Raw genomic sequence first — 24,510 nt, forward strand, 5'->3', positions numbered from 1 at the left:
GGCGCCCGCCGGGCCGCCCCCGGACGGTCCACGATGGGAAGGTTGTCCCCCGCTCTGCCGCTGCCGCCCGGCTGGGCCCTGCGCCGGGTCGACGCGATCGCCACGGTCCAGCCCGGCCGGGGCGCCACCCGTGCGCGGGTCCCCGGCACGCTGACGCGGCGCCAGCTGAGCTGCTCCAACCTCGGCTGGGGCGTACTCGACCTCACGAAGGTCGGCACCACGGAACTGACCCGGGAACAGGCCCGCCGATACGACCTGCGCCCGGGCGACGTCCTGCTGGCCGAGGCCTCCGGAAGCGCCGAGCGCATCGGCCGTTCCGTGCTGTGGAACGGCGAGATCGAGGACTGCTCCTTCCACAGCGGTCTCATCCGCGTCCGGCCGGTCCCCGGGACGGACCCCCGCTACCTCTGTCACGCCCTCGCCTACGACGCGTTGCGCGGCGAGTTCGGCCGCCATGCCAGGGGCGCCACCGGGCTCAAGCATCTGGGCTCCGACGCCGTCCGGAAATGGCGCGTCCCGGTGCCGCCGCCGGCCGAGCAACGGCGCGTCGCCGACGCCCTGGACGAGCTACTGGGCCGCCTCGACGCCGGCGAGGCGGCCCACGATGCCGCGTACCAGGGGCTTCCCCGCCTGTGGGACAGCGTCCTGAACGCCGTCGTCACCGGACGTCTCACCGACGACGTCACCGCCGACGGCCCGACCGAGGCCCCCGCCACCGGACCGCTGTCACCGATCGCCGAGGTCGCCGAGGTCACCGCGGGGCTGCGCACGCCCAAAGCCGCGGAGACCGGATCCTCGCATCCGTACCTCGGCGTCGCGAACGTCGCGCGCGAGGCCCTGACGCTCGGTGACGTCCGCCGGGTCACCATCCCCGTGCACGCCCTCGACTCCGTGCGCCGCCACCTCGTCGAAGCCGGCGACCTCCTGGTCGTCCGGCAGAACGGCAGCCTCGAACGCATCGGCCACGCCGCCCTCTGGCACGGCGAGCCCGCCGGTGCCCTGTACCAGAACCACCTCGTCCGCATCCGGCCCGGCTCGCGGCTCCTTCCGCGGTTCCTCGAGCTCGTCTGGAACGCCCCCGCCACCCGCCGCCGCCTCCAGGACCAGGTCAGGGGCACGACGGGCAGCCTCTCCGTCCGCCTCGAGGACGTCAAGGCCGTCACCGTCCCCGTCCCCGCCCTCCCCGTCCAGGAACGGCTCGTCCGGGCAGCGGAGGTCTGGAGGGAGCACGTGAACGCCACCCGCGCGCTCGTCGCCGACGCCCGCCGATCCGCTCCGGAACTGCGGCTGGCCATCCTCGCCCACGCGTTGTCCGGCCGGCTCACCGGCCACGGGACCGCCGACGATCCCACCCAGGCCGACGAGCCGACGAGGTTCCCCGAGACCGGCTACGAGCAGCAGGAGTTCGACTTCCGATGAGCAGCAGCCGCCCCACCGACCCGTCCCTGCCGCTCGAGGAGGCGGAACCGCCGAAGACTCTGGCCGACCGGCTGTGGAGCCGGTACGAGCGGCTGCGCGAGGACGGCGTCCCCGGCTGGATGTTCCTCGAGACGATGTCCCACCTCCTCCTGCTCAAGCGGGCCGACCGACCGACGGCACCTCCTCCCGGGCGCCCGGCGGGCCCGGAACTCGCCGCCGCGGCAGGTGCCTGGACCGCCCTCCGCGCTGCTCCGGACGGCGATCTGCCCGAGGTGTACGAGCGGATCCTGGAAGACCTCGGCAACCGGCCCGACACCGCACTCGGGCGCGCGCTCGCCGACGCGCCCGTGGCCGTCACCGACCCGCTCCTGCTCCGGGAGCTGATCGACGACCTGGAGGAGGGCCTCACCCCGGGTCCCGACAGGAGTGAGGAGGAGGGCGATGTCCTGGAGGCCCTGTTCGAACTCGTCGTCCAGGACACCCGGAGGAGCAGCCCGCACCACATTCCGCGCTTCCTCGTCGACACCCTCGTGCGTCTCGCGGGACCGGGCCCGGCGGACGGCATCGCCGATCCCGCGTGCGGAACAGGCGGCTTCCTCGTCGCCGCGCTACGCCACATCCGCGAGCGGCACCCCGGCCCCGTGTTGCCGCCGTCGACCGGACGCCGCATCGAGGGCAACGAGCCGTCGCCCGCGAGCCGCCTGGCCGACGCCAACCTGCTCCTGCGGGACACCGGCTGGTACGGCGGCCTGGTCCACGTCACCAGCACCGACCCGTTCGACACGCACCGCTTCACCCAGGCCGATGTCGTGCTCAGCAATCCGCCGTTCGGAATGCTGGGCACCCCGCCGGAACGCCCCGACTTCGCCGTCCGGACACGCGACAAGGCCCTCAACCACCTCCAGCACGTCATGTCGGTCCTGGCCCCCGGCGGCAGGGCGGCGGTGATACTGCCGGACGGCGTCCTGTTCGGAAGCGGCCCCGCGGAGGCGGTGCGACGGCTACTGCTGCGCGACTTCGACCTCCAGACGCTCATCAGGCTGCCCACGGGGATCTTCCACAGCGTGCCAGGGGTCCGCACCAACGTCCTGCACTTCACCAAGCCGCAGTCGCCCTCGGGCACACCCGCCACCACACACCTGTGGGTCTACGACCTGCGCACCGGCCACTCGTTCCACCCGACGCAGCGCCCGCTGCGAGCGGAGGACCTGACCGGCGTCCTCGAAGCCCTGCGCCCCGGCGACCGCGCCTCCCGCAGGGAGACCCCGGACGGCCGCTTCGCACGCTTCACCTACGAGGAGCTGATCAACCGGGACGACGCCAACCTCGACCTGATCTGCCCGATCGCGCAGCCGACCCCGCCGGACGACAGTCCGCCCGAGGTCATCGCAGCCGAGATCGCGCAGAACCTGCGGGCCGCGCTCGCCGAGTTCGAGGCCATCACCCGCACGCTCGGCCAGGCGCCACCTGCGTCCATGCCTGCGGCTTCGGCGGACGTCGCCGACCCGACCTCTGCCGCGTAAGTTCGGGTGCTGGTTCCACCGCCGTTCGAGACCGTTCGCCCCGCACCCGCGGGCCCGCCCGACAGAGCGCTCGGCCCTCCCCGGGATCCCGAGCAACCAGCACGACAAGCAGGCTGATTACGCGTCGGCGATCGGCGGCCAGCCACGGGAACGGATGAGCACGGAAAGGGCCGTCAAGGCCCGGGTCCGGCGGCAGCCGGACTTCCGTGATCGGCGCAGTGACACCAGCCCGACACCGCGCCAAGCAAGCAACGAAGACCAGGGCGGCGGAAGCGGCACGGACCGTGAGCCCCTCCGCCGGAGGCGGCCCTGCTTCCACGCCAGCGCTCGACACTCTGCAACGCTCCTCGACACCGGCGTGCTCCGCATTGTCGGCCCCGGTCCGCCATCGGCACCGACGCATAGGATGCTGCTCAAGCCCTTTGACACCTCAACAGTTGACGTGCAACGTTGGGGCTAATCGAGCGGGGGCACATACGGGCTCAGCAAAGAAATAGCAAAGCCGCCGCATCGCCCCAGGTCGCGAAGGGGTCCTCCCCGCACCTGCGGGGGGCAGCCAGCGGTCGATGCCGGCCGGGACGGGCGTGTGGGGTCCTCCCCGCACCTGCGGGGGGCAGCCGACCGTTGGTGGGCGCTCGCGCTCCTGGAGGTCGTCCTCCCCGCACCTGCGGGGGGCAGCCGTCACCCGAAATGGCGTCATCGGCGTTGTACGGGTCCTCCCCGCACCTGCGGGGGGCAGCCGCTCTCCGCCGCGTGGGCCGGCCTTGCGGAGGCGTCCTCCCCGCACCTGCGGGGGGCAGCCGCCGAGGACGGATCCGGGGGTGGTGCCGGCCGGGTCCTCCCCGCACCTGCGGGGGGCAGCCGATCGCCGGCACCGGCAGCGACCTGGCGCTGAAGTCCTCCCCGCACCTGCGGGGGGCAGCCGGTCGAACGGGGGCTCCAGGGGGCGAGCGAAGCGTCCTCCCCGCACCTGCGGGGGTCAGCCGATCTTCGCCGAGCAGGCCACCGCGATCGCCTCGTCCTCCCCGCACCTGCGGGGGTCAGCCGAGGCCCGGGAGTTTCTCAGGCGCCCGGACCTCGTCCTCCCCGCACCTGCGGGGGTCAGCCGTACATCGCCGCCTCGTCCAGCGCGAGGGGGACCGTCCTCCCCGCACCTGCGGGGGTCAGCCGTTGGTCAGGACGTAGAGCGTGTGGGAGCCGGAGTCCTCCCCGCACCTGCGGGGGTCAGCCGAACAGCAGCGACTCGCCGACGTAGGTCCGCGAGTCCTCCCCGCACCTGCGGGGGTCAGCCGGTGCGGCCCGAGATCTTCTGCACCGAGTAGACGTCCTCCCCGCACCTGCGGGGGTCAGCCGCCCCTGACCGGTGCGTGATGAAGAACCACATCGTCCTCCCCGCACCTGCGGGGGTCAGCCTCCGCCGGTGTTTCCACCCGACGCGCCGGGGATGTCCTCCCCGCACCTGCGGGGGTCAGCCGCCTCCTCCTCGACCTTGCGGGCGGCGGTGAGCGTCCTCCCCGCACCTGCGGGGGTCAGCCGATCGCCGGGCCCCTGGCTCCCCGGAGGTGGCCGTCCTCCCCGCACCTGCGGGGGTCAGCCGCCCTCAAGCTTCGGCTTCGCGTTGTCGTGGAGGTCCTTCCCGCACCCGCGGGGGTCAGCCGTTCGGCGGGATGCTCAAAGCCGGTCTTGCCGGGTCCTCCCCGCACCTGCGGGGGTCAGCCGCGTCTGGAAACCCTGGTGGAGCTGGACGAGTGGTCCTCCCCGCACCCGCAGGGGTCAGCCGCCGCTGAAGCCGCGGCCACCGCCGCCGCCCTGTCCTCCCCGCACCCGCAGGGTCAGCCGACTCTTCGACGTAACCGGACCCACCCTTGTAAGTCCTCCCCGCACCCGCGGGGGTCAGCCGGGGAGGTTGCCGCCGCGGCGCACCTCGGGGTTGTCCTCCCCGCACCCGCGGGGGTCGGCCGGCCGAACGCCGCGCCGACCTGGAGAAGGCGAAGTCCTCCCCGCACCCGCGGGGGTCAGCCGTACTGCCGGGTACTGCTCGGACGCGAACCGCAGGTCCTCCCCGCACCCGCGGGGGTCAGCCGTGCCGCGTCTGCGACTGGCTGCTGCCGGGCAGGTCCTCCCCGCACCCGCGGGGGTCAGCCGTTCTCCACCGCCCCGGCGCCCGGCGGAAGCGGGTCCTCCCCGCACCCGCAGAGGTCAGCCGTGCTCACCATGGAGGAGTGAGAGGGCTAGGGTGTCCTCCCCGCACCCGCGGGGGTCAGCCGAACCCAGCAGAGCTGTCCGGCGAACTCCACAAATTCCTCCCTGCAACTATGGGGTCAGCCGAGTTCCGAGGAACTTCCCGAACTGCGCGCCCGGTCCGCCCAATACTGCGCCGCCCGGTGGTCGCCGACATCCGGCAACTGAGCTGCGGCTCGCTGAGGTGATGGGAAGCCAGACGTATTCGGCGGTGGGTTGGGCGAGTCCGGGACCACCCGCTGGGCGTGGTAGCGCGCCCGGGTGGCCCGGCGCTCCCCGGCCTCGGCGAGGACTGCGGCCCGGGCTTCGGTTCCGGTGTCGAATGGCGCCGGGTAGAAGCGGTTACAGGCATGGAGGTGCCGCTCCCAGTCGTCCCTCCAGAACTCCACCGTCCAGCCCGGCCACAACTCCGGCACCCGGTAGGCCTCCGGGGTGGAGGAGAGGGACCACCAGCCCAAGCGACGGCGCTCCGGGTCGAGGTGGATACCGGCATTGACATGCAGACGGCAGACTCCGTGCTCCGGGGCATCTGCCAGGCGGTCGAGCAGCGACACCCCCTCGCGGACGGGGTGGTCGAAAGCCTCGGAGGCGACGTGGCAGCGACCGGCGCCGACGGTGACCACCACACCGCCCGGGTCGGGCCCGGCCAGATCCTCCTCTTCGGGAGCGAGGAACGGGGCCAAGGAGAGGTCCGAATCGCGGCACCGAACGTACTCCGGGTCCAGCCCGACGTACTCGCGCAGTTCGGCCGCGCCGTCGTACAGCCAACGGACCTCCCAGCCCGGCCACGCCACTCGGATCAGCTCGAACACGGCCGCGCGGTGACGGAGTTCAGTGCTCGGACCCTCCCAGGCGAAGAACAGCAGCACCTTTCGGCCGAGGTCGAGCAGCGCCCCGCCCTGGGCCATGGTGTCGTCCAACCACCAGCCGTCCTGGCGGAGCTCGGGAAGCATGGCGAGCACCGCGGCCGGCCCGTCCAACAGGTCGAGGTCGATTCCGACCGCCCACCCGGTCCGGTACAGCTCGTGTGTGTTGTTCTTGCGGACCACGATAACGTTGGCTCTGTCTCCCATGGGGTCAGAATGACCGGGCTGGGAACCATAGGCCATCCGTTTACGGCGGCTCGTGGGCTCCAGTGCCCAGCGAGTGTCGTCCCGACCAGTTCGCCGGTGGCGAGCCCGCGGGCCCGGTGGTGGTCGGCTCCGAGGGCAGCCAACACCCCGCCTTCACGGCCGGCCATCAGACCGCTGGTGATCTTCAAGACGGTGTCGCCAACCTTCAAGAAGGTCGTGCCGCGTCGCTCGTGCTTCGGCTCAGGGAAGACCCACATCGCGGCGAGGGCCGCCGTCTGGTCCTCCGTCGTCCACCCGCCCGGCACCGCCCTCACGGTCACCACCGCCACCCGCGCCCGCCAGGTGCAGCGTCAGATGTGGCCCCACATCCGGCAGATCGTCGACAGGGCAGGCCTGCCAGGCGAGGTGGGCGTCAGCCAGTGGAAGATGCCCGACTCCCACGGCTCGGACGTCGTCGTGGCTTACGGCTCGGCCCCCGACCACGACGAGTCCGCCGTTCAGGGCATCCACGCACCGCGGTTGATGTTCATCGTGGACGAGGCTGGCGGCATCGGCCGGATCATCGGCGCAGCCATGCGCGGTGTTCTCACCGGCGAGCACACCCGGGCCCTGCTGATCGGCAACCCACCGACCAACGACGAGGGCAGCTGGTTCGAGCAGACCTGCGCCGACCCGGCCGTCCACATGCTGCCGATCAGCGTCTACGACACCCCGCTGATGTTGGGCGAGCGCACGCGGCGCTGCCGGTCCTGCCCACCACAAGCGCCGGCGCACCTGCTCGCCTCCCACCTCGTGGACCCCGAGTGGGGGCAGGACGCGATCCGAGACCACGGGGAGGACGCCCCGTTCGTCCAAGCCAAGGTGCACGCCCAGTTCCCGCGCGGCGGCCAGGCCCGCGCAATCCCGGTGTCCTGGATCGAGGCCGCCGAGCCCCACGGTGAAGACTTCCACGCGCTCAACGCCCTCGGCCTGGACGGCGAGACCTCCCCGTACCGGGTGAAGGCGGGCGCGTGGGTGCGCCTGAGCGTCGACGTCGCTGCCGGCGGCGGCAACGAGATGGTGATCGCCCGCGTCGGCGACCTCGTGGAGCTGCGCCACGCCACGGCCGGCCAGGACAACCGCCGACCCCGTCGCGGTCGCCAGCGTCGTGCTGCGCGAGATCCAGGCGGCCCAGGTTCTCGCGGGGACGCTCGGCACCCGGCTCCCCGTCCGCGTCATGGAGTCGGGGTCGGCTGGGGCGTGGCCAGCCTCCTGACGGCGTGGAAGCGGGAAGGGCTGCACGACGCGGAGATCGTCTCGGGCGTCGTCAGCGAGGCGCCGAGCCGGGACGACGAGGCGGCCACGCTGCGCCCTGTGACACAGCGCGACGAGAGGCTCGTTGAGGAAGGTCTCGATGCTGGCGGCGCCCTCGAGGTCGGTGATCAGCTGCTTGATCGCCTGGGCATCGCCGAGGGTCCCGCGGAAGGCGGCGGCCTTCTCGGTGGAGACGGTGACACCGCCGTCCTCGATCGTGAAGGCGTTGCTGATGGTGCCGCTGCCCTCGCCGCCTTCCACGGCCTGATCACCGAGCATGAGCTCTGCCCCGGTGGGCGGCCCACCACTGCTCCGCTGACCGGGCGCCAGCTTCTGGTGCTCCGAGGGTGGGCCGCCGCCCAGCCCAACGCCGCCCTCGCCGTCGCCATGGACGTCAACCCGGACTCCGTACGCGGCTACGGACGCACCGTGTGCGCCAAGCTCGGTGCGAGTGGCCGGGTCCACGCCTGCGCCCTCGGCGTCTTCGACGGCCTCATCCGCCGCGCCGACCTGCGCCTCGACCACGTGCCAGAGACCGCTCCGGCGCTCTGGGCCTGACCCCGGCCCAGGTCCGGGATCCACGCCGCCGCGCGGCACCCGATGCCCGCGCCCGCCGCCGACCACCTGACCGCCTGCGACGGGCGCGCACGCACCACCCCGTCCACGAGAAAGGAGCAGTTCCGCGATTCGCGGCAACACCGCAGCCTCGGCATGACCACAGCTTTGGTCGCCGTGGTACTGGGCCTCGGTCTGCTGGCCGGCGCCACAGCCGCCCGCCTGCTGCGCCACGGCAGCACGGACCCGCGGGACGCCGTCGTCCTCGCAGTGTTCTCCGGCGTCGCACTTCACGGCCTCACCGTCGCCCGACCGATGGGCCAGCGAGCTCACGCCTCGTACGCTGTGCGGGTGGACAGAGACAGCCGAGACCGTGGTGGTCCAACTGCAGCGTTCGAAGCATGGGAAAGTCATGACCGCGATATCCGCGCCTTCATCAGTCTCTCAACTGCATGGTCGTCTAGCGGCTTCAAGGCAGCTTGGCAGTCGTCGGCTGAGCAGCACAGGCGTCGCGGCGGCCGACAGCGAGAGTTGGACCGCGGGGACTGGATAGTGTTCAACACCTTCGATGAGAAGGTCCACGGGCTTTGGCAGCACAACTATGCCTGGATGCTGGAGGCATCGGCGCTAAAGGACGCTGTGACGGCATTTGAAATCTACTTGGAGCATGTGCTTCACGAAGTGCTGAAACAGCATCGAGTCCGACGCGCAGGGCTCTGGGGCACTCTTCACGTCAAGGTGGGTAGACATCAACAATCTCCAGCCTGGCCCATCCTGGCGAAAGCCCACGAGGTCCTCGGCGCTCCAGTTGATCAGAGCCCAATCAAGGAAATTCGAGCGATCCGCCATCTGTTGACCCATCAGCGCGGCGAGCTTCGTACACCGGAGCTGCGTGAACGCTGGAAAGATCACTTGTCTAGGTACGGGGTCTGGACTGATGAGGACTGGGAGTTCATCCAAGCACGGGTTGATCTCGGAGAGGCTAAGGTCCTCGGGATGATGGATGCTCTCGCCCGCGTGGTTCGCGTGGTGGACGGTGGGCTCGTTGCTATGCGGGACTCCCGGTCTTCACTGCCAGTCGGACAGCTGTGCAACGAAGGCTGCGTTGTCTTCACAGGGGAGTGAGGAGGGAAGTCGCCAACCGGCGAAGTCGGCAGGCGTGCCTCCCGCTTCTACGTGACGGCCTTCCCGTAAACGCCGTCGCGCCCGTCGGCCGCCCGAAGTCGTAGCAGCCAAGGACTCAGGCGGAGTCCGGTGCTCACCATGTCGGGGCACCCGGGCGACTGAAGACACGGACAAAACGAGTTGCCCGGGCCTGAGCCGTTTCGCTTCACTCGGACGATGGAGATGGCAACTCCCGCTAACCGCAACCAGTTTCAGCGTGACGGGTGTACCGTGCTGCCGGGACACCTCGCGCCACAGCAGACCGCCGACTGGCGCCGCCTCGCCCCAGCACCTCGGCCAACAACCGTCAGAGGCTGGCCGGACCGGCCCGTGCTTTCTGTGGCCGCGACTTGCCGAGGACGCCGAGCTCCAGGCGCCGTACAGCGCCAGCGGCGTCACCGAGAGCGTCCGCTCCTTCCTGTGGGACGGCCTGGACCTGTCTACCCCGGAGGTCGCGCAGCTCGCCGCAGCGGCCCCAGATCGTCGCGTGACGCGGCTGGGCGGTTACAGGCGTGCCATGAGCGGCTCCCAGTCCCACGAGGTCGTGGCCCAGCCCCGCACCGCCGCTGGCGTGCTCTTCTTCGACGAGGACGACCGCGTCCTGCTCGTGAAGCCGACCTACAAGCCCGGCTGGGAGATCCCCGGCGGCTACCTCCACGCCGACGAGACCCCCAGCGAGGGCGCGGCCCGTGAGGTCATGGAGGAGCTCGGCATCACCCCGCCGATCGGCCGCCTGCTCGTCGCCGACTGGGCGCCCCACCCCACCGAGGGCGACAAGCTCCTCTTCATCTTCGACGGCGGCGTCCTCCCCGCCGGAGAGCTGGACAACATCGCAGTCGACCAGGTAGAGATCGGCGAGTATGCCTTCCACACCACGGACCAGCTCGACGGACTCCTCATCCCGCGCCTCGCCCGCCGCGTCCACGCGGCCCGCGCCGGCAGGAGGCAGTCCGCGACTGTCTACCTGGAGCACGGAGCGACCCGCGCGTAGAACCACGGCCCCCCTCCAGCTGCACGGAGCTTTCCGAGCTGCCCTGCGCACTGGAGCCCTACGCTGACCGTGCTCGACTGGGAAGGCTGGGGCACCGCGCCCACAGGCTACGGCGCAGCTCTCCTGTACGCCTACAGCCTCCTCGTCCCGGAGACCGCCGCCGAGGTCCGTCGCCGTCTCGCTCACGTCCTCTCCACCCCAGCCGGGCGCTTCGCTGGACTGGTCGTCATCACGGAACTACTCCAAACCACCACGCGAGGCGACAATCTCGACCTCGAAGGGCCCCTGCGTACGTGGCTCTCGGAGATCACCAGATGAGAACACCTCTGAGAGCGGCGCCACGACTGCGGGTCGTCCCGCCCTCGCGGGGTCAGCTCTCCCTGCCGGTGAGCCGGGCCACGGGTACCAGGTCTTTCCCGCAGCTCGGAACGTCGGGACCGTGCTGCCCCCCGGGAGCTGTCGCACGGGTCGGCGGCAGGCGAGTCTGCGTGGTCGGTGAGGTTGAGGACGGCACCTGTGAGCCCGCCCCGTGATCACCGCGCCGATCCCGGACGTAGGGCTCGCGGAGTGGTCAGGCGTGCGGCGACCGGCGGGCGCGCGGTGCACGGCGCGCGCCCGCCGGGAGGGATCAGCCGCTGACCTCGAGGGTCGTGGGCCAGCCACGGGCGTCGAGCTTGGCGAACAGCGCCTTGATGTGGTCGGGGTTCAGCTTGATGCAGCCGAAGGACCGGTAGTCCTGGTCGCCGTCCCAGCGCGTGGGCTCGGGCTCCTGGGGCGTGCCCTGGGTGCCGTCCGCCTTCATCTCGCTGTGGATGAAGAGGTCGGACCGCAGGGTGCCGTCGGAGCACTTCTTGTCCGCGAGGGCGATGGCGAGGCCCTTGATGACGCTGTCCCGGTGGCGCTCGTGCCCTTCGATCCGGTAGGTGCCGTTGGGCAGCCAGCCCTTGTTGGTCCGGCAGCTGTCACGGCCCTCGGCACTGGCGCCGATACCGGATCCGGCCCGGTAGGAGGCGATGGTCTCGCCGGCGACGCGGACCGAGAGGGTGGAGCGGTCGGGGTGCTCGTGGTTCTTGACGAAGGTCAGCCGGACGCCGTTGTCCGCCGCCTGCGCGGTGGGCGCGGTGCCGGCCGCGACCGCGGCCGTCAGGCCCGCGGCGAGCAGCAGCGCCGTGAGAGGCCGCCGCCGGGAGGTGCCGTGGTGGGAGGTGCCGCGGTGGGAGTACGAGGGGATCGTCCGCATGTCCTGTTCCTGTCCTGCTTCGGTTCGGGCTTGCCGTTCTGGTTCCTGGCGGGGCCGCCATGGCCCGGGGACGGGCGGCGCCGACGCGCGGCGTGCCACCCGTTACGCGGTGTGCGCGCCGACCGGCCGTGTGCCACCAGCGCGCTGCCCACCGCTGCCGCTTCCGCCGCCAACGAGCCTCGCGGCCGACGGGATTGGCTGTCCATCAGGCGCGGAACAGTGCAACTTGCACTCTGTCTTGCACCGCGCTGACCTGCGCCCGAACGGCCCGCGGTGCACACCGAACAACACCGGAGGACGCCTGTGGAGCAGCGGCAGAAGGCTTTCGAGGACGCCACCGGCGAGCTCGCCCGGGCACTGGACGACTGGGCCAGGTGCCTGTCCGACGTCACCGACCGCGCCCAGCGGCCGTCCCGCAAGGCCCTCGTACGGCGGCTGCGCCTCGCCGGACACCGGATCGACGAACCCTTGCTCTCGTACTGGCTGAAGGGACACCGCCAGCTGCTCGTCGCGAAGGCCAACCGGATGCCGTCACAGGCCGACACCGCCGCTCTCGCCCAGGCCCTGGGCCCGGACGCCGCGGCGGCGGCCGAGCTGCTGGTCGGGCACGGCGAGGAGATCGCCGTACTCCGGTCACACCTGGGGGAGCTCGGCGGCGCCGGGTGGCGGCGGAAGGCGGTCGCCTACCTCGGTCGCGGCGGCCCGGACGAGGACGGCCCGGTACCGGCTGGCCTCGATGGGACCGGCGAGGGCCGGCGCTCCGACGGAGACGGCGCGAGCGCCACGCTCGAGAACGCCGACACGGCGCGCGCCGGGAGCACACGCCCCGTCAACACGACTGTGCGCCGATGGCTGCCCGTCGCCGCGGCCGTCCTCGTCCCGGCCGCCGTCCTGCCCTTGGTCCTGCTGGCGGGGCGCAGCGGTGCGGGTATGGACGCGGCCGCCCCCGCACCGCCGCCCCCGTCGGCCGCGAGCACCGCGAGCACCGCGGGCGAACCGCCGACCGCCGCTCCCGAGCGTGCGGACCTACCGCTGTTCTCCCCGGCCGCCGGGGCGCGCACCGAGATCGGCGGCAACCACCGGTGCGGACGGATCCGCTACGTCGAGGGCCTCGCCTGGACGGCGTGCACCCGGGTGGACGAGTCGGGCCTGAGCTTCGCGGTCCGGCTGACCAACACCGGTCCCGACGCGGTGACGGTGCGGGCCAAGGTCGGCTGGGTCCGCACCCGCGCCAGCCATCCGTGCCCCGGCTCCTGGGGCACGGGAGTGCGGATCGTCGTGGCGCCGGGCCAGACGCTGCTGAGCCCTCCGGAACTGTGCGTCCAACCCCTGCTCCCGGCCACCGCGTACCAGGCCCGCGCCGAGGTCGGCGAACTGGACGCGCTCTCCCTCTACCGCGAGATGTCGATGACCGTCCACATCCAGTCCGACGGCCGCACGGCCATCTGGGCGGACGAGGCCTGAGAAGGACTTTGCATCAAGGCCCCCTGTGTACGGGTGCTTCATCTCGTGGCACGACGGCACCGGCGTTCTCCCCGCACCTTCGGGCGTTCCGCTACCGCGCGCCTACGGCTTGGTGGACCCCGGAGGTCCTCCCGCACCTGCGGGGATCAGCCATAGTCCTTCTCGGGTGTCGCGCTGGTGAGCGGGTTCTCCCCTGCCAGCGGGGTCGGTTGGAGCGCCGAGGGACCGGAGCATCGAGGAGAGGAGCGCCGTCATGAGCCAGCCCGCGCACAACGGGATCGAGCTGATCCCTCGGCCCGACCGGAGTCCGGCCGCGCTCAAGGCAGCCCTGGCCGTCGTGGCCGCGGACCGCCTCCCGGAGATGATCGACGGGCAGACGCGGGCCATGGCCGAGGCCATCGAGACCGGGAACGTGCAGCCGATCCGCTCGTTCGTCGCGCACTGGGCCGCCGTCGTCGAGATCGAGCGCCACCCGGCCACCGCCCGGGACTACCACCGGGCCAACTACCTCGCCAACCACGCTGCGACCGCCGACGAGTGCCGAGAGCACGCCATCACCGTCGCCGAGCTGTACCGCGCCGCCTACACGGCGGTGAACGCGTGACCTGGAGCTGGGAGTACCTCCCCAGCGAACAGCACGTCACCGCCAGGCCCCCGGCCAATTCCTCGCCGTCGCCGGGCACGGTGCCGTCTGCGGTCATCAGGTCTAGGCACTCGCGCAGGCCGGCGAGCGCGTTCGGGGTCCACGGCACGGTGTTGGTCACGGCTACTCCCGGTCGATCGTCAGGTCGACACCGAGCGCAGCCAACTTCGGCAGCAGGCTGCCGTATCCGCGCCGCAGGTGGTACATCCCTCGGATCGTAGAGGTGCCTCGGCGGCCAGGGCGGCGATCACGAGAACGGTCACCGCCCGGATGTCCTACCCGGCCACGTCGGCGCCGGTGAGGGCAGACCGGCCCCGGATGGTGATCACCAAGGCGGTCGCGTTGACGGCGGCACCGAACGCGCACCCAGCCAGACGACCGGTGGCAGCCGCAGGAGCCCTTGAGAGGCTACGTGAAGAGGTGCCCGAGCTCGGTCGGCTGGCGTGGATCCCGTCGTGACGCTGCGAGAAGTCCGCCAGCAAGGCGGCTGGACTCACTGCGGTGACGATCGAGGCGAGGGATACCAACCATGGCTTCGCACAATGTGCTTGGCCCGGTACCGTCCTGGTGGGAGGGCCCGGCTCGATGCCGGCCACCAGCGGAACCGGAGGGGCATGGTGCTGGAGGAGCGGGAGTCCATCGGGAAGCGTGTTCGCAGGGCCAGGCTTCGGCTGGGGATGCCGCAGGCGGATCTCGCCGAGGCCGTTGGGAAATCCCAGGGGTGGGTGTCTAAGGTCGAAAAGGGCCTGATCGAGCTGGACCGCGCGAACATGATCAATCGTCTCGCTGCCGCGCTTCACTGCCATCCGAACGATCTGATCGAGCGCCCGTACGTGGCTGGCAGGGCATCGGAGAACCAGTGGCACGTGTCGGCCTCGGCGATTCTCCGTGAGCTTCGCAGGTACGACCTGACGCCGGTATTCGACGGGGATCCTCGTTCGTCTGGTGAGCTGTGGCGGGAGACCGAGCGGCTTCACCGTCTCCGTGATGCCGCAGCCAACGTCGCGATCTTGAAGATCCTCCCGGATCTCCTGCGGGAAGCAAGGGCTCTTGCCGAGACCGCGAGTGGCCATGAGCGGGAAGAGGCGTTCGCGATCTACGCGGTGGCGTGCAAGTTCACGCACACCGCCGCTCATGCCCTGGGTCATCCGGAGCTGATCGCGATGGCCTGTGAACGCGCGGCGTGGTCTGCGCGGTTGTCCGGTGATCCTGTGATGGTGTCGGTCGCGGACTGGATGCGCGTGTGGGACATGTGGGCGACCGCGGACTGGGACGATGCCCTGGCTTTGTCTGATAAGGCTCTGAAGTCCATAGAGGCGGAGTACCGGCAGGGTGATCCGTTGGCGGTCAGGGCCTGGGGGACGCTGCAGTTGCGGGCGGCGGTCTCCGCCGCCCGGGCCGGCAGCCGAAGCCAGTGCGAGGAGCGGATCCAGCACGCCCGTAGTGCGGCCGACCGTATGGACGGCTTTGACGGTCCGCCGATCTTCGACCGGCACTCCTTGACGTTCTCCTCCGGGAACGTGCAGATCCACGCGATCTCCGTCCAGCTGGAGATGGGAGATCATGAGACCGCGCTCCGGCTGGATGAGCGGGCGGACCCGGCGAAGGTCGCCGCGCTGCCGAACTCCCGCCGCGGCCACCACAGCATGGATCTGGCCCGGGCTTGGCTGTGGGACGGGAACCGGGACAAGGCCCTTGCCTGCCTCGAAGAGGCCGAACGGATCGCCCCGCAGCTGGTGCGTAACCACCCGATCGGCAGGGCGACCCTCCGCAAGATCGTCTACCAGGAGCGGGCCGGCACCCGCGAGAAGCTGAGGCGCATGTCCGACCGCTTCCACCTGGACGGGTAGCCGAGTATTCCTCGGATTCATATTGAGCAGTAGTCGTCCACCTACTGTCTGTGCGTATGAGCGGACGACGAGCCTGGATCCCGCGCTTAGGTGACCTGGTCGCTGACTCCGCGACTGGTTCGCTCGGCGTCGTGGTGGATGTCCCTGGCGAGCACGTCTACTCCTTCCACCTCTGCCCTCCGGGCGGAGGTGAGGGATGGAGGGTTTCGCCGGACGCTTCCACCCTCAGCCCGGTCAACGACCAGGACGCCGGGGGTCGGGCATGACGGTAGCCCGATCCCACGGCAAGCCGGCCGAGACCGTACCGCATGGTGCGTCCCGCATTCGGACACGCCGCTTGGCCGTGAAGGCGTCCGGTACCCGTGAGCAACGCGCACAAGCCGCTCATCGGGCCCGGCACAAAGTTGCGGAGATCGCTACCGGGTGGGGGCTCCCGGAACCCGTGCTGGGATCGCTGGAGATCCTGGCCTCGGAGATCATCTCGAACGCGACGATGCATGCCGGCGGCCGGATCCTGGTGGGCATTCACCTGTCTCCGGGCGGAGATGCGGTCGCGATCGAGGTCCGTGACCCCAGCCAGAACATCCCTCACGGACACACCGGTGATGTTCTGGCTGAGAGCGGCCGTGGACTCCTCCTCGTGCAGGCACTCGCCGACCGGTGGGGGATCGCCCGTGTACCGGGCGGGAAGCGGGTCTGGGCTCAGCTGGAGGTCAGGCCTCCCGTGAATGTCGCGTCACCATCCCGAGTCGCACGAAGAGCGGCAGTACTGGCAGATGTGATCGCGTGCGGCCGTCTGCGCGCGGTCGGCGGCGGACGCGCTCTGGCCACCGTGGCGTAAGTACCGACTCGGCTCACAAACAGATAGGAGGATCAGCGTGTTCATCGGCATCCCGAGCGAACTCGAATCCGCTCTGATCGACCTCCCTCTCCCGGCATGGAAGCTGGACGGATCGTTCCTGGCGAAGTCGACCATGGAGCGGTACCGCACCGAGCTGGCGGCCGTCCCGCGGTTCGAGGAGACCGCCGCGACGCTTCGCCACGCGCTGACCGGGGAGGGCGGTGGATACGCCGTACTGCGGCTGGGAAGGCTGGCCGAGTCCATGGGGGCCGGTGACCGGTTCCTGCGGCTGGCAGCCGGCTTCGCGGCCGAGGTGGCGGTTCCCTTCTCGCCGTTCCCGAATTGGCCGATGTGGAAGGACATCGGGGTCAAGGTCGACAAGGACCCCGGCAAGTCCAGCGGCATCGGGTACAACGCGTTCCACATAGACCTGGTGAACGCGACCCTGCCCCCGGACTACACCACGCTCCTGTGCATCCGCCCGGATCCGCTCGGCGGTGGCCCCAGCATCCTGTCCGACGCCCACGCCGCGGTCGCACGGCTGTCGGAGGACACCCGAGTCCTGCTCGCCGAGGCTGCCTACCACTATGGAACGTTCTTCGACCTGCACGGCGTCGGCGAGGAGCACAAGCCGTTCCCGATCCTGGACAGCTCCGAGCCGGGCGCGGGGTTCGTCCGGTTCACCGCGAAGATGCTGGAGCGGTCCGAGCTCAGCCCTGCGCACGCGGATGCCGCCACGGAGCTCGCTGAGGAGCTCGTCCGGGGGCAGGTGTCCTTCATGCTCGAACGAGGGGACTACCTCATCGTGAACCAGCACCGGGTCCTGCACGGCCGGGAAGCGCTCCACAGCGGTCAGGAGATCGTCCCGGTCGCCGACCGGCGGCTGCTCCTCCAGTTGTTCCTGCGCACGCCGGGCGGAGCCGGCACGGCCGTGTAGCTGGCCCGGGGAACGCTGAGTCCCGTCCCGCAGGCCAGCCGCCAATCACGCGGCACGACCACGGGGCAGGGCCGGTCAAGTACCACCCGGAGATGGACTCCGGGTGCTAGATGCGCGCCTTGCGCACCGAGTGCAACGTCGCCCCGGCCAGAGCCAACGTCGACCGGACAAGCGACAGCCGCTCATGGTCGCGGTAGAGCTTCCAGTTGTGCTCCACCAGCGACAGCTTGTTCGAGGACAGTGATCCCGCCCGCCCGGACCTGTAGACCGCCAGAGGTTCCTGCAGCCCCCGGGCGGGGTGTCCCTCCCGCATGATGCTCAGCCACAGCGCGTAGTCCTGGCGCTTGCGCATGTCCGGCATCAGTCGCGTGCCCAGCAACGACCGGTCGTACATGGCGGTCAGGGCCCCGATGTGGTCCTGCACCAGCATGTCCCGGTACGTCACGCGCTCCCGCGCCGCGACCACGCGCCCGTTCGGCGTGAAGGTCGCCGCCTCGCCCACGTAGTCGCCGTCGACCTTGTAGTAGGAGGTGAACGTCAGGGGAGCATCCCCGGCCTCGGCGAATGCGAGCTGCCGCTCCACCTTCTCCGGAAGCCACATGTCGTCGGCGTCGAGGAAGGCCACGTATTTCCCCCGCGCCCGCGCCATAGCGAGGTTGCGGGCCTTGGCCGCACCTCCCTGCTCGGGCGCCGGCTGCGGACGAACACGCTCGTCCTGGCGGGCCAGGTCCTGAAGCAGGTCCATGGAGCCGTCGGTGGACGCGTCGTCGGTGACCAGCAGTTCCACGTCGGCATGGGTTTGCGCGAGAACGGAGCGCACCGACGCGCCCACGGTGGCGACGGAGTTGTGTACCGGCATCACCACAGAAACCAGGGGCACGGCCGTGCTCCTTACCCGGGTTGGAGTCGTCATGGATGTCGTTGTCGCAGGTCAAGGCTATGTGGGGCTGCCGCTCGCCGTGCGCGCCGCCGAGGTGGGCCATCGCGTCGTCGGCTACGACGTGGACCTGCACCGTATCAAGCAGCTCACCGCCGGCGATTCGTACGTGGAGGACGTGACCTCCTCGCGGCTCCGCGCGGTGCTGGACTCCGGGGCGTACGGCGCGACCGCCGACGCCGCCGAGCTGGCCGGTTTCGACGTCGCGGTGATCACCGTGCCGACACCGCTGCGGGACGGCGTGCCCGACGTGACCTACATCGAGTCCTGCGCCCGGACGCTGGGCGAGCACCTTTGCCCCGGCGCGACGGTGATCCTGGAGTCCACGAGCTACCCCGGCACCACCGAGGAACTGCTCGTGCCGATCCTGGAACAGGCATCGGGCCTCAAGGCCGGGGTGGACTTCCTGGTCGGTTTCAGCCCCGAACGCATAGCTCCAGGCAGCCCACGGTGGTCGTTCGAAGGCACGCCCAAGGTGGTATCCGGGATCGACGCCACCTCACTCGATGTGATCAAGGGCTTCTACGGTGGCATCTTCCGGACCCTGGTTCCGGTGTCCGGGACCAGGGTCGCCGAGATGGCGAAGCTGATCGAGAACGTGTTCCGTCTGGTCAACATCTCCCTGGTCAACGAGCTGGCGATGTTGGCCCCGGGCCTCGGCGTGAACATCTGGGAGGCGATCGACGCCGCCGCGACCAAGCCCTTCGGCTTCACGCGGTTCACCCCCGGGCCGGGAGTCGGCGGCCACTGCCTCCCCATCGACCCGATGTTCCTCTCCTGGAAGGTCCAGGAAGAGCTTGGTGTCCCGGTCCGGTTCGTGGAACTCGCCGCCGACGTGAACCGCCACATGCCCGACTACGTCGTCCGGCGTCTCACGGAAGCACTCCACAAGCGCCACATGACCGTCAACGGATCCCGGATCCTGCTGCTCGGCCTCACCTACAAGATCAACGCCACTGACCTTCGCGAGTCGCCCTCGGCCCGTGTCGCCGATCTCCTGATCAACCTCGGGGCCAAGGTCTACGGCTCAGACCCCAACATCCCGGACGGCGACGCATCCGAGCTCAACGTGCCCCTGGTAGACGCGAGCGCCGAGGAGATCGCGGCCGCTGATGCGGTAGTGCTCCTCATGGACCATGCACGATTCGACCTCACGCTGATCGAGCACACCGCCCCCTACGTCCTCGACTGCCGAAATCGTCTGTCCGGGCCGAACGTCGAGACCCTTTAGCTCCCGCAATCTCCGCGCTCCACAATCAACCCTCCACAACCAGGAGTTCCTTTGCGTGACGATTGGGAACACGCCCACACCGACTACACCATGCCCGCGCAGCGCCGAACTCCTACCTCGCTGGCCGAAAGTGAGAGCGACTGGCGCGACTACCTGGAGACCTGTACCCCCAACGGCTGGCTGATCCGGAACAACGCCATGACCGAAGCCCTCGTGAGCGGACAGCCGATGTACCTGCTGCACACCACCAAGGACATCAACGCCATCCGCACCAGCCGGCAGCTGCACGTCTCCACCGGGTGCCTGGTCGGAGCCTTGTACTGCTCACCGCTCGCCAGCCAGCGCGAGGGGCTTCGCCCGCACAATCTCGGGTCCTACCTGATGGAGACCAAGCCCTACACGAAGCCCCTGGTATTCGAGGTCACTCCAGATGCCCCGATCCGGCCCAAGGGCGTCGACTACCTGCATCTCGGTGCCATCCACCTGCGCATCTACCAGCGCTACCAGAGCTTCCTCACCCCGGCCGAGAACGACCATCTCGACCGCACCGTAGTGGCCGGCCTGCGCGCTGCCGCGGTATTCCTCGACGTTGCCCTGCACAACGCCACCGGACACGCCGCTCCGGCACACGAGTTCATCGACCAGCTTTCCGCCGCCGTGACCCATGTGCCGTTCCTCGGCTACCTGTACTTCGAGGTCCTGTCCGAGTACCTGATGCTCCACTCCACCACTCCGGAGTCCAAGAGCTATGCCCAGGTAGGAGAGCTGAACAACTGGCTCTACAAGCGACTCGCCTTCGCAGCCGTCGACGGCATGGACCAGCTGTTCGACCTGGCCCGTTTCAATCCGCGCCATGACCGGCTCATCCAGCTCATAGAGGGCATAGAACCGGCTCTCGTCCCGAGTGTCTCCGAGTACGTTCGGCGACGGCTGTCCCACCTGTTCGCCAGGACCGCACTTCACCCGTCCCAGGACGCGGCATCGATCACCTTCCAGGGCCTCGATCTCAGAACGGTCCACGAAGTCGCACCCGAGCGGCTCGGGCAGATGGTCTTCCGCGAGATCCGGTACATGGCCCGCTACCGGAAGCTGTACCAATGCTTCGAGAAGGCCAAGGCTCTTGAAGCATGGGACTACTGGAACCTCGAGGGGATACCTACTCCCTTCAACGGCCTTCTCCCCAAGGGAGAGATCGGAATCCATCCCGTCTACCCCCGAGCGCCGATCAGAGTGTGGACGGCAGAGCGGGACGACAACGGCTATTTGCATCCGGCCGAGGAGATCCAGGCCGACTTCACGCCCCACCTGGCGTCGTGGTGGGCGCCTCCCCGGCAGCGCCAGATGCAGAACGCCACCGAGTGATCCACGGATCGAGTCCACCCTGTATGCCCGATCTCTGATTCCCCCCGGCAAAAGACATGGCTGGAGTTCCCGCATGACCGCCAAGCTTTTGAAAGTCCTGACCGGTATCAACCGCACCGCCGCGCCTTCGTCCGGGAGCACGGTACTCGTCCACGATCTCTACGCCGCCATGCCTGAAGTCCACACCACCTTCCTGGGCAGGTCACCGGTCGACCAGGCATGGAAGACCGCGTTTGACCAGCTGATCATCCTCTCCACGACGAAACGCCCCCACGGCCCGGACTTCGATACCTACGTTGACGTGTTGACGCGCGAGGTCTCTGCGCTCATCGACCAGACCCAGCCAGACGCCATCCACGCCCAACACCTCGGGTTCGCTCTCAGCGTGGCCTTCACCCGCGCCGCTGGCACTATCCCGATCATCGCCATCGCCCACGGCTCCGATGTGATGGCAGCCGAGCGCAGCACACGGGACTGCGAGTTCCTAATCGAAGTCGCCGCCGGAAGCGCCGCGATCGTCGCCCCGACCCACGCCCTTGCCGACCGCATCGACTGCCTCACCGGAAGGCGATTCACCGAGCGTCTCACCGTCATCCCGTGGGGCATCCCGTTGCGTAACGCCCGAGCACACGACCGACCGCGTCTCGGAGCAGGACCGCTATCGCTGGTGCACGCCGGACGCCTGGATGCCAACAAAGCCACACTCACCGCCGTCGAAGCCATCGCGGTGGCCGCTCAGCCTCACCGGCTGACCATCATCGGCAGCGGCCCCGAGGAGGAGGCGCTTCGCGAGCGGACCCGGTCCCTCGGTATCCAGGACCGGGTGGTCTTCATGCCGTTCATGCCCCGTCAGGAACTATGGCAACGCCTGCCGCACTTCGACGCCTTCGTCTTCACGACCTCCGGCTCGGAGGCATTCGGCCTGGTGGTGATCGAGGCGCAGGCCCATGGCCTCCCTGTCGTCCACTCCAACGTGGCCGGAATGACGGCGACCCTGGGCAAGGCCGGCACCCCGTTCACGGCGGGTGACCCGACGAGCCTGGCATCCGCACTTGATCAGCTGGCTCGCGACGTGCACGGGCGCGCAGCCCTGATCCGGGCCGGGATGGACAACTCCAGCCAGTACGACATCGTCCGCACCGCCAGAGAGTTGACTGACGTGACCACCAAGACTGTCTCTGCCGGACTCACCTGATCCACCCGTAGTACGTCGCCGCGCGTGCCCTGTCCGAGCACCGAGAGACGGTGTGAATCGTGGGTGCCGAAGAAGGACTCCCGGAACTCGCTCTCGGAGGGCAGCTGGCAACCGCTACCGTGGACCGACCGGGGAGTGCGTCCACTCCGCAGCTCCCCACATATGGCAGCTGAGGGAGGTCCGCACGTGGCGTCATCGGCGCACGAGCGCGAGCACGGGATTGGGCCCGAGCCCGAGCGCCAACACCTGCACCAACACGAGCCTCCGCACGTCGACGTCGACAACACCGTGAGCGGCAGCACGATCAACGGGCCCCTGATCCAAGCCGGAGTCGTTCACGTCCACGTCTCCGAACCGCCCACCCCCCGAGGCCCTGCGGGCCTACCCGTGCGCTCACTCACCGATCCGACGGCGCTCAACGTCCGTCGGAGCATCACCACCGGCCAGGGCGACAACGGTGAACTCCCGACGTACGTCACACGGGCCCACGACGCCGCGCTGCGTGCCGTAGTACAGCGGGCCGCCCAGGGCACGAGCGCCACGGCCGTGCTGGTCGGCGACTCATCGACCGGAAAGACCCGGGCGTGCTGGGAGGCCCTGCGAGAACTGCCACCGCACTGGCGGGTATGGCATCCGCTGACGTTACGCCGACTCCTCACAGCGCTCCGAACCCCCGGCGAGATCGGGCCGTACACCGTGGTCTGGCTCGACGAGGCGCAGTCCTATCTCCTCCAGTCCTCCAGCCCGCTCGGCGAGGAAGCCGCGGCCGCCCTCCGCGAACAACAGACCACCCCCGGGCACGGGCCGGTCCTCATTCTGGCCACCCTGTGGCCCGAATACTGGCTGCGCCTCGACGAGGACCGCCACCGGCACGCCAGGGCCCTGTTCGAGGGTCGCAGCATCCGGGTACCGAACGCCTTCACCCGGCAGGACCTGGCCGAACTGGCCCGCGTGGCCGAGGCGGACCCAAAGCTCACCGAGGCGGCCGAGCAAGCCCAGGACGGCGAAATCACCCAGTACCTCGGGGCTGCGCCCCTGCTGTTGGAGCGGTACGAGACGGCCTCGTCGGCCGCCCGCGCCCTGATGGAGGCGGCCATGGACCTGCGGCGCCTCGGACACGGCGTGGACCTGCCGTGGTCCCTGCTAGCGGGTGCCGCGACCGCCTACCTCCCACGCAACCAGCTGAAGGCGGCCGGAGCCGACCTCTGGGAACAGGCCATCGTCGCCGTCACCACACCGTGCCGCGGCGTCCCAGGACCGCTCGCAGTTGTCCCGGCTCCTGACCTGGACGGCGCGAGCGGGGTTGACCGTGCGGGCAGCGCCACTCCGCTCATCCCTGCCGGCGGCACGATCGCGTCCATCCGTGCAGGCGGTGCGATCGCGTCCACCCGTGCGAAGGTCACGAACGCGTCCCATCACGCCAACCGCGTGGCTGCGCCCGACCAGCCATGGTTCCGGTTGGCGGACTATCTGGAGCAGCACGGCCGACGCACCCGGGGTCACGAGGTCCCGGGCGCCGCCTTCTGGGAAACGGCCGTGGACCATTGCTCATCCACCGACGACGCTGTCGCCCTCGGCACGGCGGCCCTGATACGCCTGCGGCTGCGGCACGCGGAGCCGCTCTACCGGAAGGCCCACGAGGCCGGGAACCCCGACGCGGTGAACGGCCTCGCCGAAATCCACGAGCGGATCGGCCGTTTGACGGAGGCGGAACATCTCGCCCGGCAGGCAGCAAGCCGACGGAACATGTCGGTCTTCCAGCGTCTGGCCCGCATGCGTGCACGGGCCGGGGCACCGCAGGAGGCGGCACGCCTGTACCAGGCGAACGCAGAGGCCGGAAGCCTCTTCGCTCCCTGGGATCTGGCATGGCTGGCGGAACGCAACGGCGACCCCTCCGCGATGGACCGGCTCCTGGCCAAAGGGCGAGCGTCAGGTGACCACGACATTCAGATCGTCGTCCCATGGATGCGGATGGGCCGAAACAAGCACCCCACGCTGGACGAGCTGGTCCACGACGCTGCGGCACGTGGAAGCACCGTCGCCCTGTGGGCAATCACGACGGACTATCACGAGAGCGACCTCGCCGAGCAGGAGCCGGAGCAACCCGAGGAATCCTGCCGCCGCGCCGCAGACGCCGGGCGCAGCGAGGCCCTTGAAGCGCTGGCCACCCGCCGGGCCGCCGACGACCCACAGTGGGCCCGGCTGCTGCGCTACGGCCTGGAGCCGGACTGCCGAACGTCCCCGCCCTGGAGCTGATCGGCAGACACTCGACGGCACCTACCGCCCACCGCATCGTCCCGGTTCGCGAAAGGTCCTCCCCGCACCCGCGGGGGTCAGCCCACACCGTCTGGTCGCCGTACTCCTAACCTTGTGTCCTCCATCAACCTGGGGGAGCCGCAGTTGGCTACCGCCCACCGGACGAATCCGACGCACAAGCGGCCAGGGCACCTGGGTGTTAGGGGTCGTCTTCAAAGCTGATCAAGTGATGGTGGATCATGTCGGGCATGGTGCGTCGTCATGAGCTTTCGGATGCCGAGTGGGCTGTGCTGTC

Annotated in this window: 17 protein-coding genes; 14 read left to right on the plus strand and 3 right to left on the minus strand. The window is 69.9% G+C overall.

What is annotated here, in order from left to right; translation table 11 throughout:
• The first annotated feature begins 42 nt into the window (after positions 1-42).
• Complete coding sequence (locus ACIRD3_RS32290) at positions 43-1,419, plus strand: hypothetical protein (protein WP_402223666.1); 1,377 nt, start codon at positions 43-45, stop codon at positions 1,417-1,419.
• Positions 1,416-2,942 (plus strand): class I SAM-dependent DNA methyltransferase, encoded by a 1,527-nt coding sequence (locus ACIRD3_RS32295; protein ID WP_402223668.1) that lies wholly within the window; start codon positions 1,416-1,418, stop codon positions 2,940-2,942. Before ACIRD3_RS32290 ends, ACIRD3_RS32295 begins: the two co-directional genes overlap by 4 nt.
• 2,321 nt (positions 2,943-5,263) lie before the next feature.
• Here the strand turns inward: ACIRD3_RS32295 and ACIRD3_RS32300 are convergent.
• Positions 5,264-6,256 (minus strand): hypothetical protein, encoded by a 993-nt coding sequence (locus tag ACIRD3_RS32300; protein ID WP_402223670.1) that lies wholly within the window; start codon positions 6,254-6,256, stop codon positions 5,264-5,266.
• Between the two features lie 177 nt (positions 6,257-6,433).
• Here ACIRD3_RS32300 and ACIRD3_RS32305 point away from each other — a divergent pair, with 177 nt between their 5' ends.
• The 3 genes from ACIRD3_RS32305 (at position 6,434) to ACIRD3_RS32315 (ending at position 10,259) form a co-directional block, all read left to right on the plus strand.
• A complete protein-coding gene (locus tag ACIRD3_RS32305) occupies positions 6,434-8,107 on the plus strand; it encodes a DEAD/DEAH box helicase family protein (RefSeq protein ID WP_402223672.1) in 1,674 nt (557 codons plus the stop codon).
• A 153-nt stretch (positions 8,108-8,260) separates the two neighbouring features.
• Complete coding sequence (locus ACIRD3_RS32310) at positions 8,261-9,229, plus strand: hypothetical protein (RefSeq protein ID WP_402223674.1); 969 nt, start codon at positions 8,261-8,263, stop codon at positions 9,227-9,229.
• Between the two features lie 556 nt (positions 9,230-9,785).
• Positions 9,786-10,259: an NUDIX domain-containing protein gene (locus ACIRD3_RS32315; protein WP_402223676.1), complete on the plus strand. Its 474-nt coding sequence runs from the start codon at positions 9,786-9,788 to the stop codon at positions 10,257-10,259.
• A 628-nt stretch (positions 10,260-10,887) separates the two neighbouring features.
• Here the strand turns inward: ACIRD3_RS32315 and ACIRD3_RS32320 are convergent.
• Entirely contained in the window at positions 10,888-11,499 is a 612-nt protein-coding gene (locus ACIRD3_RS32320) for a L,D-transpeptidase (protein WP_402223678.1), read from the minus strand.
• A gap of 303 nt (positions 11,500-11,802) precedes the next feature.
• On the opposite strand from ACIRD3_RS32320, the gene ACIRD3_RS32325 reads away from it, so the two are divergent.
• The 5 genes from ACIRD3_RS32325 to ACIRD3_RS32345 all read left to right on the plus strand — a co-directional run bounded on the left by ACIRD3_RS32325 (position 11,803) and on the right by ACIRD3_RS32345 (position 17,234).
• Entirely contained in the window at positions 11,803-12,963 is a 1,161-nt protein-coding gene (locus ACIRD3_RS32325) for a hypothetical protein (protein WP_402223679.1), read from the plus strand.
• A gap of 253 nt (positions 12,964-13,216) precedes the next feature.
• Entirely contained in the window at positions 13,217-13,567 is a 351-nt protein-coding gene (locus ACIRD3_RS32330) for a hypothetical protein (protein ID WP_402223681.1), read from the plus strand.
• Positions 13,568-14,223: 656 nt separating this feature from the next.
• A complete protein-coding gene (locus ACIRD3_RS32335; protein ID WP_402223703.1) occupies positions 14,224-15,456 on the plus strand; it encodes a helix-turn-helix domain-containing protein in 1,233 nt (410 codons plus the stop codon).
• Positions 15,457-15,718: 262 nt separating this feature from the next.
• Positions 15,719-16,297, plus strand: a complete 579-nt coding sequence (locus tag ACIRD3_RS32340) for an ATP-binding protein (protein ID WP_402223683.1) — start codon at positions 15,719-15,721, stop codon at positions 16,295-16,297.
• Between the two features lie 37 nt (positions 16,298-16,334).
• Positions 16,335-17,234, plus strand: a complete 900-nt coding sequence (locus tag ACIRD3_RS32345) for a TauD/TfdA family dioxygenase (protein ID WP_402223685.1) — start codon at positions 16,335-16,337, stop codon at positions 17,232-17,234.
• A 106-nt stretch (positions 17,235-17,340) separates the two neighbouring features.
• On the opposite strand, the gene ACIRD3_RS32350 is transcribed toward ACIRD3_RS32345, so the two are convergent.
• Positions 17,341-18,114 carry a glycosyltransferase family 2 protein gene (locus ACIRD3_RS32350; RefSeq protein WP_402223687.1) on the minus strand — a complete coding sequence of 258 codons (774 nt, stop codon included), beginning with the start codon at positions 18,112-18,114 and terminating at the stop codon, positions 17,341-17,343.
• 31 nt (positions 18,115-18,145) lie between these two features.
• Here ACIRD3_RS32350 and ACIRD3_RS32355 point away from each other — a divergent pair, with 31 nt between their 5' ends.
• The 4 genes from ACIRD3_RS32355 (at position 18,146) to ACIRD3_RS32370 (ending at position 24,215) form a co-directional block, all read left to right on the plus strand.
• Positions 18,146-19,402 (plus strand): nucleotide sugar dehydrogenase, encoded by a 1,257-nt coding sequence (locus ACIRD3_RS32355; RefSeq protein ID WP_402223689.1) that lies wholly within the window; start codon positions 18,146-18,148, stop codon positions 19,400-19,402.
• Between the two features lie 51 nt (positions 19,403-19,453).
• On the plus strand, positions 19,454-20,764 hold the full coding sequence (locus tag ACIRD3_RS32360) for a hypothetical protein (RefSeq protein ID WP_402223691.1): 1,311 nt from the start codon (positions 19,454-19,456) through the stop codon (positions 20,762-20,764).
• A gap of 73 nt (positions 20,765-20,837) precedes the next feature.
• Entirely contained in the window at positions 20,838-21,959 is a 1,122-nt protein-coding gene (locus tag ACIRD3_RS32365; protein ID WP_402223693.1) for a glycosyltransferase family 4 protein, read from the plus strand.
• A 186-nt stretch (positions 21,960-22,145) separates the two neighbouring features.
• Complete coding sequence (locus ACIRD3_RS32370; protein ID WP_402223695.1) at positions 22,146-24,215, plus strand: hypothetical protein; 2,070 nt, start codon at positions 22,146-22,148, stop codon at positions 24,213-24,215.
• Positions 24,216-24,510: the final 295 nt, after the last annotated feature.

The sequence above is a fragment of the Kitasatospora sp. NPDC093550 genome, from assembly GCF_044764985.1.
Classification (GTDB): domain Bacteria; phylum Actinomycetota; class Actinomycetes; order Streptomycetales; family Streptomycetaceae; genus Kitasatospora.